Annotated in this window: 14 protein-coding genes; all 14 read left to right on the forward strand. The window is 66.1% G+C overall.

Translation table 11 applies throughout. The annotated features are described in order from the left end of the window. Positions 1-26 precede the first annotated feature (26 nt). The 14 genes from ACZ4XD_RS28925 to rpsC all read left to right on the forward strand — a co-directional run bounded on the left by ACZ4XD_RS28925 (position 27) and on the right by rpsC (position 14,213). Complete coding sequence (locus tag ACZ4XD_RS28925) at positions 27-3,926, forward strand: DNA-directed RNA polymerase subunit beta' (protein ID WP_042155846.1); 3,900 nt, start codon at positions 27-29, stop codon at positions 3,924-3,926. A gap of 246 nt (positions 3,927-4,172) precedes the next feature. Then, the gene (locus ACZ4XD_RS28930) at positions 4,173-4,655 is read left to right on the forward strand and encodes a DUF1707 and DUF4190 domain-containing protein (RefSeq protein WP_468046841.1); all 483 of its coding nucleotides are present in this window, start codon (positions 4,173-4,175) and stop codon (positions 4,653-4,655) included. 436 nt (positions 4,656-5,091) lie between these two features. Then, complete coding sequence (gene rpsL / locus ACZ4XD_RS28935; RefSeq protein WP_003948652.1) at positions 5,092-5,463, forward strand: 30S ribosomal protein S12; 372 nt, start codon at positions 5,092-5,094, stop codon at positions 5,461-5,463. Positions 5,464-5,465: 2 nt separating this feature from the next. Next, the gene (gene rpsG / locus ACZ4XD_RS28940) at positions 5,466-5,936 is read left to right on the forward strand and encodes a 30S ribosomal protein S7 (RefSeq protein WP_004571813.1); all 471 of its coding nucleotides are present in this window, start codon (positions 5,466-5,468) and stop codon (positions 5,934-5,936) included. Positions 5,937-5,975: 39 nt separating this feature from the next. Further along, positions 5,976-8,096, forward strand: coding sequence for an elongation factor G (gene fusA, locus ACZ4XD_RS28945; RefSeq protein ID WP_468046844.1), 2,121 nt, complete (start codon positions 5,976-5,978; stop codon positions 8,094-8,096). A gap of 155 nt (positions 8,097-8,251) precedes the next feature. Then, complete coding sequence (tuf, locus tag ACZ4XD_RS28950) at positions 8,252-9,445, forward strand: elongation factor Tu (RefSeq protein WP_387247042.1); 1,194 nt, start codon at positions 8,252-8,254, stop codon at positions 9,443-9,445. A gap of 430 nt (positions 9,446-9,875) precedes the next feature. Then, positions 9,876-10,184, forward strand: coding sequence for a 30S ribosomal protein S10 (gene rpsJ / locus ACZ4XD_RS28955; protein ID WP_004571821.1), 309 nt, complete (start codon positions 9,876-9,878; stop codon positions 10,182-10,184). A 14-nt stretch (positions 10,185-10,198) separates the two neighbouring features. Continuing rightward, positions 10,199-10,843 carry a 50S ribosomal protein L3 gene (gene rplC / locus ACZ4XD_RS28960; RefSeq protein ID WP_030986140.1) on the forward strand — a complete coding sequence of 215 codons (645 nt, stop codon included), beginning with the start codon at positions 10,199-10,201 and terminating at the stop codon, positions 10,841-10,843. Positions 10,844-10,851: 8 nt separating this feature from the next. After that, the gene (gene rplD / locus ACZ4XD_RS28965; RefSeq protein WP_042155858.1) at positions 10,852-11,502 is read left to right on the forward strand and encodes a 50S ribosomal protein L4; all 651 of its coding nucleotides are present in this window, start codon (positions 10,852-10,854) and stop codon (positions 11,500-11,502) included. Continuing rightward, the gene (rplW, locus tag ACZ4XD_RS28970) at positions 11,502-11,825 is read left to right on the forward strand and encodes a 50S ribosomal protein L23 (protein ID WP_042155860.1); all 324 of its coding nucleotides are present in this window, start codon (positions 11,502-11,504) and stop codon (positions 11,823-11,825) included. The genes rplD and rplW overlap by 1 nt, the downstream gene beginning before the upstream one ends. A gap of 39 nt (positions 11,826-11,864) precedes the next feature. Then, positions 11,865-12,701 (forward strand): 50S ribosomal protein L2, encoded by an 837-nt coding sequence (gene rplB / locus ACZ4XD_RS28975; RefSeq protein WP_042155863.1) that lies wholly within the window; start codon positions 11,865-11,867, stop codon positions 12,699-12,701. A gap of 12 nt (positions 12,702-12,713) precedes the next feature. Continuing rightward, positions 12,714-12,995 carry a 30S ribosomal protein S19 gene (gene rpsS, locus ACZ4XD_RS28980; RefSeq protein ID WP_018090899.1) on the forward strand — a complete coding sequence of 94 codons (282 nt, stop codon included), beginning with the start codon at positions 12,714-12,716 and terminating at the stop codon, positions 12,993-12,995. A 43-nt stretch (positions 12,996-13,038) separates the two neighbouring features. Further along, the gene (gene rplV / locus ACZ4XD_RS28985) at positions 13,039-13,386 is read left to right on the forward strand and encodes a 50S ribosomal protein L22 (RefSeq protein WP_009997296.1); all 348 of its coding nucleotides are present in this window, start codon (positions 13,039-13,041) and stop codon (positions 13,384-13,386) included. Beyond that, positions 13,386-14,213, forward strand: a complete 828-nt coding sequence (gene rpsC, locus ACZ4XD_RS28990) for a 30S ribosomal protein S3 (protein ID WP_018090897.1) — start codon at positions 13,386-13,388, stop codon at positions 14,211-14,213. The genes rplV and rpsC overlap by 1 nt, the downstream gene beginning before the upstream one ends.

The raw sequence follows: 14,213 nt of genomic DNA on the forward strand, positions 1-14,213 counted from the left end.
ACAACCCTGAGAGGGATTGACGCATAGTGCTCGACGTCAACTTCTTCGATGAGCTCCGGATCGGTCTGGCCACCGCTGACGACATCCGTCAGTGGAGCCACGGCGAGGTCAAGAAGCCCGAGACCATCAACTACCGCACCCTCAAGCCCGAAAAGGACGGACTCTTCTGCGAGAAGATCTTCGGTCCGACCCGGGACTGGGAGTGCTACTGCGGTAAGTACAAGCGCGTCCGCTTCAAGGGCATCATCTGCGAGCGCTGCGGCGTCGAGGTCACTCGCGCCAAGGTGCGCCGTGAGCGGATGGGCCACATCGAGCTGGCCGCTCCCGTCACCCACATCTGGTACTTCAAGGGCGTGCCGAGCCGGCTGGGCTACCTGCTGGACCTCGCGCCCAAGGACCTCGAGAAGGTCATCTACTTCGCCGCCTACATGATCACGTGGGTGGACGAGGAGCGCCGCACGCGCGACCTGCCCTCGCTGGAGGCGCACGTCTCCGTCGAGCGTCAGCAGATCGAGCAGCGCCGCGACTCCGACCTGGAGGCCCGCGCCAAGAAGCTCGAGACCGACCTGGCCGAGCTGGAGGCCGAGGGCGCCAAGGCGGACGTGCGCCGCAAGGTGCGCGAGGGTGCCGAGCGTGAGATGAAGCAGCTGCGTGACCGTGCGCAGCGCGAGATCGACCGTCTCGACGAGGTCTGGAACCGCTTCAAGAACCTCAAGGTCCAGGACCTGGAGGGCGACGAGCTGCTCTACCGCGAGCTGCGGGACCGCTTCGGCACGTACTTCGACGGCTCCATGGGCGCCGCTGCCCTGCAGAAGCGCCTGGAGACCTTCGACCTCGACGAGGAGGCCGAGCGCCTCCGCGAGATCATCCGTACCGGCAAGGGCCAGAAGAAGACCCGTGCGCTCAAGCGCCTCAAGGTCGTCTCCGCCTTCCTGCAGACCCGCAACAGCCCCAAGGGCATGGTGCTGGACTGCATCCCGGTGATCCCGCCGGACCTGCGTCCGATGGTGCAGCTGGACGGTGGCCGCTTCGCGACCTCCGACCTGAACGACCTGTACCGCCGTGTGATCAACCGCAACAACCGTCTGAAGCGGCTTCTCGACCTCGGTGCCCCCGAGATCATCGTGAACAACGAGAAGCGGATGCTCCAGGAGGCCGTCGACGCGCTGTTCGACAACGGCCGCCGCGGTCGCCCGGTCACCGGTCCCGGTAACCGTCCGCTGAAGTCCCTCAGCGACATGCTGAAGGGTAAGCAGGGCCGCTTCCGTCAGAACCTGCTCGGTAAGCGAGTCGACTACTCGGCGCGTTCCGTCATCGTCGTCGGCCCGCAGCTCAAGCTGCACCAGTGCGGTCTGCCCAAGGCCATGGCGCTGGAGCTCTTCAAGCCGTTCGTGATGAAGCGCCTGGTGGACCTCAACCACGCGCAGAACATCAAGAGCGCCAAGCGCATGGTCGAGCGCGGCCGCACGGTCGTCTACGACGTGCTCGAAGAGGTCATCGCCGAGCACCCGGTGCTGCTGAACCGTGCGCCCACGCTGCACCGTCTGGGCATCCAGGCCTTCGAGCCGCAGCTGGTCGAGGGCAAGGCCATTCAGATTCACCCGCTCGTCTGCACCGCGTTCAACGCGGACTTCGACGGTGACCAGATGGCCGTCCACCTCCCGCTGTCCGCGGAGGCCCAGGCCGAGGCCCGCATCCTGATGCTGTCCTCGAACAACATCCTCAAGCCGGCCGACGGCCGTCCGGTCACCATGCCGACCCAGGACATGGTGCTCGGTCTCTTCTTCCTCACCACGGATGAAGAGGAGCGCGAGGTCAAGGGCGAGGGCCGGGCGTTCGGCTCGGTCGCCGAGGCCATCATGGCCTTCGACGCCCGTGAGCTCTCGCTGCAGGCGAAGGTCGACATCCGCTTCCCGATCGGCACCGTCCCGCCCCGCGGCTGGACCCCGCCGGTTCCGGAGGAGGGCGAGCCCGAGTGGCAGCAGGGTGACAGCTTCCGGCTGCGGACGACCCTGGGCCGTGCGCTCTTCAACGAGCTGCTGCCCGAGGACTACCCGTTCGTCGACTACTCGGTGGGCAAGAAGCAGCTCTCCGCGATCGTCAACGACCTGGCCGAGCGCTACCCGAAGGTCATCGTGGCGGCGACGCTCGACAACCTGAAGGCGGCCGGCTTCCACTGGGCGACCCGTTCCGGCGTCACCGTCGCCGTCTCGGACATCGTCGTGCCGGAGGCCAAGAAGGCCATCGTCGCGGGCTACGAGGCCCAGGACGAGAAGGTCCAGAAGCAGTACGAGCGCGGTCTGATCACCAAGGACGAGCGCACTCAGGAACTGATCAACATCTGGACCAAGGCGACCAACGAGGTCGCCGAGGCGATGAACGAGAACTTCCCCAAGACGAACCCCATTTTCATGATGGTTGACTCGGGTGCCCGAGGAAACATGATGCAGATGCGGCAGATCGCCGGTATGCGTGGTCTGGTGTCGAACGCGAAGAACGAGACCATCCCGCGTCCGATCAAGGCGTCGTTCCGCGAGGGTCTGTCCGTGCTGGAGTACTTCATCTCCACCCACGGTGCCCGTAAGGGTCTGGCGGACACCGCTCTGCGTACCGCCGACTCCGGTTACCTCACCCGTCGTCTGGTCGACGTCTCCCAGGACGTCATCATTCGCGAGGAGGACTGCGGTACGGAGCGCGGCCTCAAGCTGCGGATCGCCTCGAAGGACGCCGCCGGTGTCCTGCGCAAGGCGGACGACGTCGAGTCCAGCGTCTACGCACGCATGCTGGCCGAGGATGTCGTCGTCGACGGCAAGGTCGTCGCCCCGGCGAACGTCGACCTCGGTGACGTGCTCATCGACGCGCTGGTCAACGCGGGCGTCGAGGAGGTCAAGACCCGCTCGGTCCTGACCTGTGAGTCCGCGGTCGGCACCTGTGCCTTCTGCTACGGCCGTTCGCTGGCCACCGGCAAGCTGGTCGACATCGGTGAGGCGGTCGGCATCATCGCCGCCCAGTCCATCGGTGAGCCCGGCACCCAGCTGACGATGCGTACCTTCCACACCGGTGGTGTGGCCGGTGACGACATCACCCTGGGTCTGCCGCGTGTCGTCGAGCTCTTCGAGGCCCGTACGCCCAAGGGTGTCGCCCCGATCTCGGAGGCGGCCGGCCGCGTCCGGATCGAGGAGACCGAGAAGACCAAGAAGGTCATCGTCACGCCGGACGACGGCAGCGACGAGACGGCTTACGGCGTCTCCAAGCGTGCCCGTCTCCTGGTGGGCGAGGGCGACCACGTCACGGTCGGCCAGCCGCTGACCGTAGGTGCCGTCAACCCGCACGACGTGCTGCGGATCCTCGGCCAGCGTGCCGTCCAGGTCCACCTGGTCGGCGAGGTCCAGAAGGTCTACAACAGCCAGGGCGTGGCGATCCACGACAAGCACATCGAGATCATCATCCGGCAGATGCTGCGCCGTGTGACGATCATCGAGTCCGGCGACGCGGAGCTGCTGCCGGGCGAGCTCGTGGAGCGCACGAAGTTCGAGGGCGAGAACCGTCGGGTCGTGGCGGAAGGCGGCCACCCGGCCTCCGGCCGTCCGCAGCTGATGGGTATCACCAAGGCTTCGCTGGCGACGGAATCCTGGCTGTCGGCCGCCTCCTTCCAGGAGACGACCCGAGTGCTGACGGACGCGGCGATCAACGCCAAGTCCGACTCGCTCATCGGCCTCAAGGAGAACGTCATCATCGGTAAGCTCATCCCGGCCGGTACGGGCCTGTCCCGTTACCGCAACATCCGGGTCGAGCCCACCGAGGAGGCCAAGGCCGCGATGTACTCGGCCGTCGGTTACGACGACATCGACTACTCGCCCTTCGGCACCGGCTCCGGCCAGGCGGTCCCGCTGGAGGACTACGACTACGGTCCGTACAACCAGTAATCCTGGCCCGTACGACAGCGACAGGGCGGCCATCCTTTACGGGGTGGCCGCCCTGCGGCGTTGGTGCGGGAGGTGTTCCGGGCCAACCTTGAAGGTCTGGGGGCCGCGTGGGGGAACTCGTCCTCCCATTGCTGCGTCTGTGATGACAAGATGGGGAGAACTGTCGAGCGGGGGGAGGTTCGCGAAGTGGCATTCCAGCCGTGGCAGGGCGGTCAGCCGGCTCAGCCGTCGAATCAGGTGCCTGCCATGCGTGCCTCGCACGCCGATCGTGAGCGGACGGTCGATGTGCTCAAGGCGGGATTCGCCGAGGGGCGGCTTCAGCAGCCGGAGTACGAGCAGCGGATCGCACGGGCCTACAAGGCGCAGACGCACGCCGAGCTGCAGATGCTGGTCGCGGACCTGCCGCAGGGGCCGGTGCCGCAGGCGCAGTTCGTGCCGCAGCGGCCGATGGTGCCGGCGACGTTCATGCCGATGCAGATGCCGATGCCGGTGACGACGAACAGCTCGGCGACGGGCGCGCTGGTCTGCGGGATCATGACGCCGGTGACCTGGGGCCTGACGGCGATTCCGGCGGTGATCCTGGGGCACAAGGCGCGGGCCGAGATCCGCCGGTCCGGGGAGCGCGGTGACGGCCAGGCCCTCACCGGTCTGATTCTGGGCTGGCTGGCGATCGGTGGCTGGGCGCTGTTCCTGCTGGTCTTCATCCTGACCGCCGCGGTCGGCCTTTAGGGACTGCCCAGCGGTCGTCCGGGGGTTCCCGGTGTCGCCGGGGGAGGGCCGGCGCGGGGGCGTGGTGCCTTCTTCCGTACGGCCGTGGATCCCACTACGGTGACCGCAACGCCGTGAGGAGTCCGGCGTGTCCTTCGCGTGTGCATTTGTTTTGACCGCAGCCAATGCGGTAGGTACGCTCTGACCTTGTGCCTGGGGTGTCCCTGGGCTGCCGTGCGCGCACTCTCCCACTGGAGTACCTGCCGGGCCGTAAGGCCGCGGGAGGACTTCGTCCGGAGTGCCACCAGCACGGAAGCCGGGTTTTGACACCGCAATCTGCCGCCTCACTCGTTCCAGCGAGGGACCGGACTGCAGTATTCGACACACCCGACCGCGTGGGTCGGGGAATGTTCCAGGTTAGCTTTACCGAGACTGGCACACAGAAACCGGAGAAACGGTGCCTACGATCCAGCAGCTGGTCCGCAAGGGCCGGCAGGACAAGGTCGAGAAGAACAAGACGCCCGCGCTCGAGGGTTCGCCCCAGCGCCGTGGCGTCTGCACGCGTGTTTTCACCACCACCCCGAAGAAGCCGAACTCGGCCCTGCGTAAGGTCGCGCGTGTGCGTCTGACCAGCGGGATCGAGGTCACCGCTTACATTCCGGGTGAGGGCCACAACCTCCAGGAGCACTCGATCGTGCTCGTGCGTGGCGGCCGTGTGAAGGACCTGCCGGGTGTTCGGTACAAGATCATCCGCGGCTCCCTCGACACGCAGGGCGTCAAGAACCGCAAGCAGGCTCGCAGCCGCTACGGCGCCAAGAAGGAGAAGTAAGAATGCCTCGTAAGGGCCCCGCCCCGAAGCGCCCGGTCATCATCGACCCGGTCTACGGCTCTCCTCTGGTGACCTCCCTCATCAACAAGGTGCTGCTGAACGGAAAGCGCTCCACCGCCGAGCGCATCGTTTACGGCGCCATGGAGGGTCTGCGCGAGAAGACCGGTAACGACCCGGTCATCACGCTCAAGCGCGCGCTCGAGAACATCAAGCCGACCCTTGAGGTCAAGTCCCGCCGCGTCGGTGGCGCGACCTACCAGGTTCCGGTCGAGGTCAAGCCCGGCCGTGCCGCCACCCTCTCGCTCCGCTGGCTCGTGGGCTACTCCCGCGCCCGCCGCGAGAAGACCATGACCGAGCGCCTCATGAACGAACTGCTGGACGCCTCCAACGGCCTCGGCGCTTCGGTCAAGAAGCGTGAGGACACGCACAAGATGGCCGAGTCCAACAAGGCCTTCGCGCACTACCGCTGGTAGTCGCAACCCACATCGAGACCGAGAGAAGATTGAGCCACTATGGCTACCACTTCGCTTGACCTGGCCAAGGTCCGCAATATCGGGATCATGGCCCACATCGACGCGGGCAAGACGACCACCACCGAGCGGATCCTGTTCTACACCGGTGTTTCGTACAAGATCGGTGAGGTCCACGACGGCGCTGCCACGATGGACTGGATGGAGCAGGAGCAGGAGCGCGGCATCACGATCACGTCTGCCGCGACGACCTGCCACTGGCCGCTGGAAGACGTCGACAACACCATCAACATCATCGACACCCCGGGCCACGTCGACTTCACGGTCGAGGTGGAGCGCTCGCTGCGCGTCCTGGACGGTGCGGTGACGGTGTTCGACGGCGTTGCCGGTGTCGAGCCGCAGTCCGAGACCGTTTGGCGTCAGGCGGACCGCTACGGCGTGCCGCGTATCTGCTTCGTCAACAAGCTCGACCGTACGGGTGCCGAGTTCCACCGCTGCGTCGACATGATCGTGGACCGCCTGGGCGCGACCCCGATCGTGATGCAGCTGCCGATCGGCACCGAGGCAGACTTCAAGGGCGTCGTCGACCTCGTGACGATGAAGGCCCTGGTCTGGTCGGCCGAGGCCGCCAAGGGCGAGATGTACGACACCGTCGACATCCCGGACACCCACATCGAGGCCGCCGACGAGTGGCGCGGCAAGCTGCTCGAGGCCGTTGCCGAGAACGATGAAGAGATCATGGAGCTGTACCTGGAGGGCCAGGAGCCCACCGTGGAGCAGCTCTACGCGGCGATCCGCCGGATCACCATCGCTTCGGGCAAGGCCGAGAACACCACCGTTACCCCGGTGTTCTGCGGTACCGCGTTCAAGAACAAGGGTGTCCAGCCGCTGCTCGACGCGGTCGTGCGCTACCTCCCCTCCCCGTTGGACGTCGAGGCCATTGAGGGCCACGCGGTCAACGACCCGGAAGAGGTCATCAAGCGCAAGCCGTCCGAGGACGAGCCGCTGTCCGCTCTCGCGTTCAAGATTGCGAGCGACCCCCACCTGGGCAAGCTCACCTTCATCCGGGTGTACTCGGGCCGCCTTGAGGCCGGCTCGCAGGTGCAGAACTCGGTGAAGGGCAAGAAGGAGCGCATCGGCAAGATCTACCGGATGCACGCGAACAAGCGTGAGGAGATCGAGTCGGTGGGTGCCGGTGACATCGTCGCCGTCATGGGTCTGAAGCAGACCACCACCGGTGAGACCCTCTGCGACGCGTCGAACCAGGTCATCCTGGAGTCGATGGAGTTCCCGGCCCCGGTCATCCAGGTCGCCATCGAGCCCAAGTCCAAGGGCGACCAGGAGAAGCTGGGTGTCGCCATCCAGCGTCTCGCCGAAGAGGACCCCTCGTTCCAGGTGCACACCGACGAGGAGACCGGCCAGACCATCATCGCGGGTATGGGCGAGCTGCACCTCGACGTGCTGGTCGACCGTATGAAGCGTGAGTTCCGGGTCGAGGCCAACGTCGGTAAGCCGCAGGTCGCCTACCGCGAGACCCTGCGCAAGGCCGTCGAGCGTCTCGACTACACGCACAAGAAGCAGACCGGTGGTTCCGGTCAGTTCGCCAAGGTGCAGATCGCGATCGCGCCGCTTGAGGGCGACGGGTACGAGTTCGAGAACAAGGTCACCGGTGGCCGTATCCCGCGGGAGTACATCCCGTCCGTGGACGCGGGCTGCCAGGAGGCCATGGAGTTCGGTGTTCTCGCCGGCTACCCGCTGACGGGCGTCAAGGTCACCCTGCTCGACGGCGCGTTCCACGAGGTCGACTCGTCGGAAATGGCCTTCAAGATCGCCGGTTCGATGGCCTTCAAGGAGGCCGCGCGCAAGGCCTCCCCGGCCCTGCTCGAGCCGATGATGAAGGTCGAGGTCACCACGCCCGAGGACTACATGGGCGACGTGATCGGCGACATCAACTCCCGCCGTGGTCAGATCCAGTCCATGGAGGACCGCAGCGGCGCCAAGCTCGTCACGGGCCTGGTCCCCCTGTCGGAGATGTTCGGCTACGTCGGAGACCTCCGCAGCAAGACGTCGGGTCGCGCAAGCTACTCGATGCAGTTCGACTCCTACGCCGAGGTTCCCCGGAACGTCGCCGAGGAGATCATCGCGAAGGCCAAGGGCGAGTAGTCCCGTCTCCCGAGAGCCGGAACACGCTTTAGGCTTGACACCGTCTGATGGGGTAATCCCCGCAATCCGTGAGGATTGCCCCGTCAGCCGGCATCCCAGCAAAGATCACCTGGCGCCGATGAGTAAGGCGTACAGAACCACTTCAGGAGGAACCAGTGGCGAAGGCGAAGTTCGAGCGGACTAAGCCGCACGTCAACATCGGCACCATCGGTCACATTGACCACGGTAAGACGACCCTCACGGCCGCCATTACCAAGGTGCTGCACGACGCGTACCCGGACCTGAACGAGGCCTCGGCCTTCGACCAGATCGACAAGGCTCCTGAGGAGCGCCAGCGCGGTATCACGATCTCCATCGCGCACGTCGAGTACCAGACGGAGAACCGTCACTACGCCCACGTCGACTGCCCCGGTCACGCGGACTACATCAAGAACATGATCACGGGTGCGGCGCAGATGGACGGCGCCATCCTCGTGGTCGCCGCCACCGACGGCCCGATGCCGCAGACCAAGGAGCACGTGCTCCTGGCCCGCCAGGTCGGCGTTCCGTACATCGTTGTCGCCCTGAACAAGGCCGACATGGTGGACGACGAGGAGATCCTGGAGCTCGTCGAGCTCGAGGTCCGTGAGCTCCTCTCCGAGTACGAGTTCCCCGGCGACGACGTTCCGGTCGTCAAGGTCTCGGCGCTCAAGGCGCTCGAGGGCGACAAGGAGTGGGGCGACTCCGTCCTCAAGCTCATGAACGCCGTCGACGAGGCGATCCCGCAGCCCGAGCGTGACGTCGACAAGCCGTTCCTGATGCCGATCGAGGACGTCTTCACGATCACCGGCCGTGGCACCGTTGTCACCGGTCGTATCGAGCGTGGTGTCCTCAAGGTCAACGAGACCGTCGACATCATCGGCATCAAGACCGAGAAGACCACCACCACGGTCACCGGTATCGAGATGTTCCGCAAGCTCCTCGACGAGGGCCAGGCCGGTGAGAACGTCGGTCTGCTCCTCCGTGGCATCAAGCGCGAGGACGTCGAGCGCGGCCAGGTCATCATCAAGCCGGGCTCGGTCACCCCGCACACCGAGTTCGAGGCGCAGGCCTACATCCTCTCCAAGGACGAGGGTGGCCGCCACACGCCGTTCTTCAACAACTACCGTCCGCAGTTCTACTTCCGTACGACTGACGTGACCGGTGTGGTGACCCTCCCCGAGGGCACCGAGATGGTCATGCCGGGCGACAACACCGAGATGTCGGTCCAGCTGATCCAGCCGGTCGCCATGGAGGAGGGCCTGAAGTTCGCCATCCGTGAGGGTGGCCGGACCGTCGGCGCCGGCCAGGTCACCAAGATCACGAAGTAATTTCGCTGATCCGGATGATCCGGTCGTAGCTCCCCGGAGCTCACAAGGAGCCCCGCTCACCATCAGGTGGGCGGGGCTCCTTGACAGTTGGGGTCCGATTGGCCTTGGGCGTCCCGGGTATGGCACACTGTCCAGGTTGCTCGGTTGAGTGCCGATGCTGCGCGCCTCCCGCCGGGAGGACCGGAAGCGAGTCCCAGGTATTCGTCGTCCCTTCTCAGGGCCGGAAATACGGGAATCTTCCGGGAAGCGTCAGCGGGGTGCCTCGGCCAGGCGCCCGGTGGGTGTTCTTCCCCTGCCTTCTCCTTCTTGAAGGATCCCCCTTGTGGGGATTTACGAGAAGGGGTGCGACACGCCCGACCGCGTGGGTCGGAGAAGAACGGGAACGTACCGGGTCCCAGAGCGTTACGAGAGACAGGACTACGAAGTAGCCATGGCGGGACAGAAGATCCGCATCCGGCTCAAGGCCTACGACCACGAGGTCATCGACACGTCGGCGAAGAAGATCGTCGAGACGGTGACCCGTACTGGTGCGTCGGTCGCGGGCCCGGTGCCGCTGCCCACTGAAAAGAACGTGTACTGCGTCATCAAGTCGCCGCACAAGTACAAGGACTCGCGCGAGCACTTCGAGATGCGCACGCACAAGCGCCTGATCGACATCCTCGACCCGACGCCCAAGACCGTTGACTCGCTGATGCGCCTGGACCTTCCGGCCGGCGTTGACATCGAGATCAAGCTCTGAGAGGCGCGGAAGAGATGGCTAAGCAGATCAAGGGCATCCTGGGCGAGAAGCTCGGCATGACCCAGGTCTGGGACGAGAACAACCGTGTCGTCCCGGTGACCGTGGTGAAGGCCGGCCCCTGTGTCGTTACCCAGGTGCGCACCAATGACCAGGACGGTTACGACTCCGTCCAGATCGCCTTCGGCGAGATCGACCCGCGCAAGGTGAACAAGCCCCTCAAGGGCCACTTCGCGAAGGCCGACGTCACCCCCCGTCGTCACCTCGTCGAGGTCCGTACCACCGATGCCGGTGAGTACACCCTCGGCCAGGAAGTGACCGCTGAGACCTTCGAGTCCGGCGTCAAGGTGGACGTGACCGGCAAGAGCAAGGGCAAGGGCTTCGCCGGTGTCATGAAGCGTCACGGCTTCCATGGCGGCAAGGCGTCCCACGGTGCCCACCGTGTGCACCGTAAGCCGGGCTCCATCGGTGGCTGCGCCACCCCGGGCCGCGTGTTCAAGGGCATGCGGATGGCCGGCCGTATGGGCAATGAGCGGGTCACCACCCAGAACCTGACCGTCCACGCCGTTGACGCGGAGAAGGGTCTGCTGCTCATCAAGGGCGCAGTTCCTGGTCCGAACGGCGGCCTCGTCCTGGTCCGTACCGCGGCCAAGGGGGCCTGAGGTAACCGATGAGCACCATTGACATCCTTTCGCCGGCAGGCGACAAGGCCGGTACCGTCGAGCTCCCCACGGAGATCTTCGACGCCAAGGTCAGCGTTCCGCTGATCCACCAGGTCGTTGTCGCACAGCTGGCCGCGGCCCGTCAGGGCACGCACAAGACCAAGACTCGCGGCGAGGTCCGCGGCGGTGGCAAGAAGCCGTACCGCCAGAAGGGCACCGGCCGGGCGCGTCAGGGTTCGACCCGTGCGCCGCAGTTCGCCGGCGGTGGCATCGTCCACGGCCCCGTGCCGCGTGACTACAGCCAGCGGACCCCGAAGAAGATGAAGGTTGCCGCCCTGCGCGGTGCCCTCACCGACCGGGCCCGTAACAGCCGTATCCACGTCGTTGCCGGCGTGGTCGAGGGCGACATCTCCACCAAGGCCGCCAAGACTCTCCTCGGCAAGGTCAGCGAGCGCAAGAACGTGCTCCTGGTCGCCGAGCGCAGCGACGAGGCCGCGTGGCTGTCCGCCCGCAACCTGCCCCAGGTTCACATCCTGGAGCCGGGCCAGCTGAACACGTACGACGTGCTCGTCTCCGACGACGTGGTCTTCACCAAGGCCGCTTTCGAGTCCTTCGTGTCTGGCCCCAAGGCCGCTGAGACCGAAGGGAGCGACGCCTGATGACTGAGGCCGTCGTCACCAGCAAGACCTTCACGGACCCGCGCGACGTTCTCGTCAAGCCCGTGGTTTCCGAGAAGAGCTACGCGCTGCTGGACGAGAACAAGTACACGTTCATCGTCGCGCCCGGCGCGAACAAGACCCAGATCAAGCAGGCCGTCGAGGCGGTCTTCTCGGTCAAGGTCACCGGGGTCAACACGATCAACCGGCAGGGCAAGCGCAAGCGCACCCGCACCGGTTACGGCAAGCGTGCGAACACCAAGCGCGCCATCGTGACCCTCGCCGAGGGCGACCGTATCGACATCTTCGGCGGCCCGGTCTCCTAACGGAGTCCGAGTCGTCCGGAATCGGACGAGGACTGAGAAATGGGTATCCGCAAGTACAAGCCGACGACCCCGGGCCGTCGTGGCTCCAGCGTCGCCGACTTTGTCGAGATCACGCGGTCCACGCCGGAGAAGTCGCTGGTCCGCCCGCTGCACAGCAAGGGCGGCCGTAACAACGCCGGTCGTGTGACCGTTCGCCACCAGGGCGGTGGCCACAAGCGCGCCTACCGAGTGATCGACTTCCGTCGTCACGACAAGGACGGCGTGCCGGCCAAGGTCGCGCACATCGAGTACGACCCGAACCGCACCGCGCGCATCGCGCTGCTGCACTACGCAGACGGCGAGAAGCGCTACATCATCGCGCCCCGTGGCCTGGTCCAGGGTGCTCGGATTGAGAACGGCCCTGGCGCCGACATCAAGCCGGGCAACAACCTGCCGCTGCGTCACATCCCCGTGGGTACGACGATCCACGCGATCGAGCTGCGTCCGGGCGGCGGTGCGAAGTTCGCCCGCTCGGCCGGTGCCTCCGTGCAGCTGCTGGCGAAGGAGGGCCGCATGGCTCACCTTCGTATGCCGTCCGGTGAGATCCGCCTGGTCGACGTCCGCTGCCGCGCCACTGTGGGCGAGGTCGGCAACGCCGAGCAGTCGAACATCAACTGGGGCAAGGCCGGCCGTATGCGCTGGAAGGGCGTCCGCCCGACCGTGCGTGGTGTCGTGATGAACCCCGTCGACCACCCGCACGGTGGTGGTGAGGGCAAGACCTCCGGTGGTCGCCACCCGGTCTCGCCGTGGGGTCAGAAGGAGGGTCGTACTCGCTCGCCGAAGAAGGCCAGCAACAAGTACATCGTCCGCCGCCGCAAGACGAACAAGAAGCGCTAGGAGCGGGTTTAGATGCCGCGCAGTCTCAAGAAGGGGCCCTTCGTCGACGACCACCTTTCCAAGAAGGTGGATGTTCAGAACGATGCCGGCACCAAGAACGTCATCAAGACCTGGTCCCGCCGCTCCATGATCGTCCCGGCCATGCTCGGCCACACGATCGCGGTGCACGACGGCCGCAAGCACGTCCCGGTGTTCGTCACCGAGTCGATGGTCGGCCACAAGCTCGGCGAGTTTGCGCCGACCCGCACCTTCCGCGGCCACGAGAAGGACGACCGCAAGTCGCGGCGTCGTTGATCGGCGGAGTGCGAAGACTATGACTGACACCGAAGGGACAACCATGGAAGCCAGGGCCCAGGCGCGGTACATCCGCGTCACGCCCATGAAGGCCCGCCGCGTGGTGGACCTTATCCGTGGCATGGATGCCACGGAGGCTCAGGCGGTCCTGCGTTTCGCCCCGCAGGCCGCGAGCGTGCCCGTCGGCAAGGTGCTGGACAGCGCCATTGCCAACGCCGCGCACAACTACGACCACACGGACGCCTCCACGCTGGTTATCAGCGAGGCGTACGTCGACGAGGGCCCGACCCTGAAGCGGTTCCGTCCGCGTGCTCAGGGCCGTGCCTACCGGATCCGCAAGCGGACCAGCCACATCACCGTGGTCGTCAGCAGCAAGGAAGGAACCCGGTAATGGGCCAGAAGGTAAACCCGCACGGGTTCCGCCTCGGCGTGACGACGGACTTCAAGTCCCGCTGGTACGCCGACAAGCTGTACAAGGACTACGTCAAGGAAGACGTCGCCATTCGTCGCATGATGACGAAGGGCATGGAGCGCGCCGGTATCTCCAAGGTGGAGATCGAGCGCACCCGTGAGCGCGTCCGCGTTGACATCCACACCGCTCGTCCGGGCATCGTCATCGGCCGCCGCGGCGCCGAGGCCGACCGCATCCGCGGCGAGCTGGAGAAGCTGACCGGCAAGCAGGTCCAGCTGAACATCCTCGAGGTCAAGAACCCCGAGACCGATGCTCAGCTCGTGGCCCAGGCCGTCGCCGAGCAGCTCTCGTCCCGCGTCTCCTTCCGTCGCGCCATGCGTAAGAGCATGCAGTCGACGATGAAGGCCGGCGCCAAGGGCATCAAGATCCAGTGCGGTGGCCGTCTCGGCGGCGCCGAGATGTCCCGCTCGGAGTTCTACCGCGAGGGCCGTGTGCCCCTGCACACGCTCCGCGCGAACGTCGACTACGGCTTCTTCGAGGCCAAGACCACCTTCGGCCGCATCGGTGTGAAGGTCTGGATCTACAAGGGCGACGTCAAGAACATCGCCGAGGTGCGTGCCGAGAACGCTGCCGCCCGTGCGGGTAACCGCCCGGCCCGCGGTGGCGGCAACGACCGCCCGCGCCGCGGTGGCGAGCGTGGCGGCCGCGGTGGCCGCAAGCCGCAGCAGCAGACCGCCGCTGCCGAGGCCCCCAAGGCCGAGGCCGCTGCCGCTGCTCCGGCGGAGACCCCCGGAACGGAGGCCTGA

The organism is Streptomyces sp. NPDC029466 (assembly GCF_055574515.1).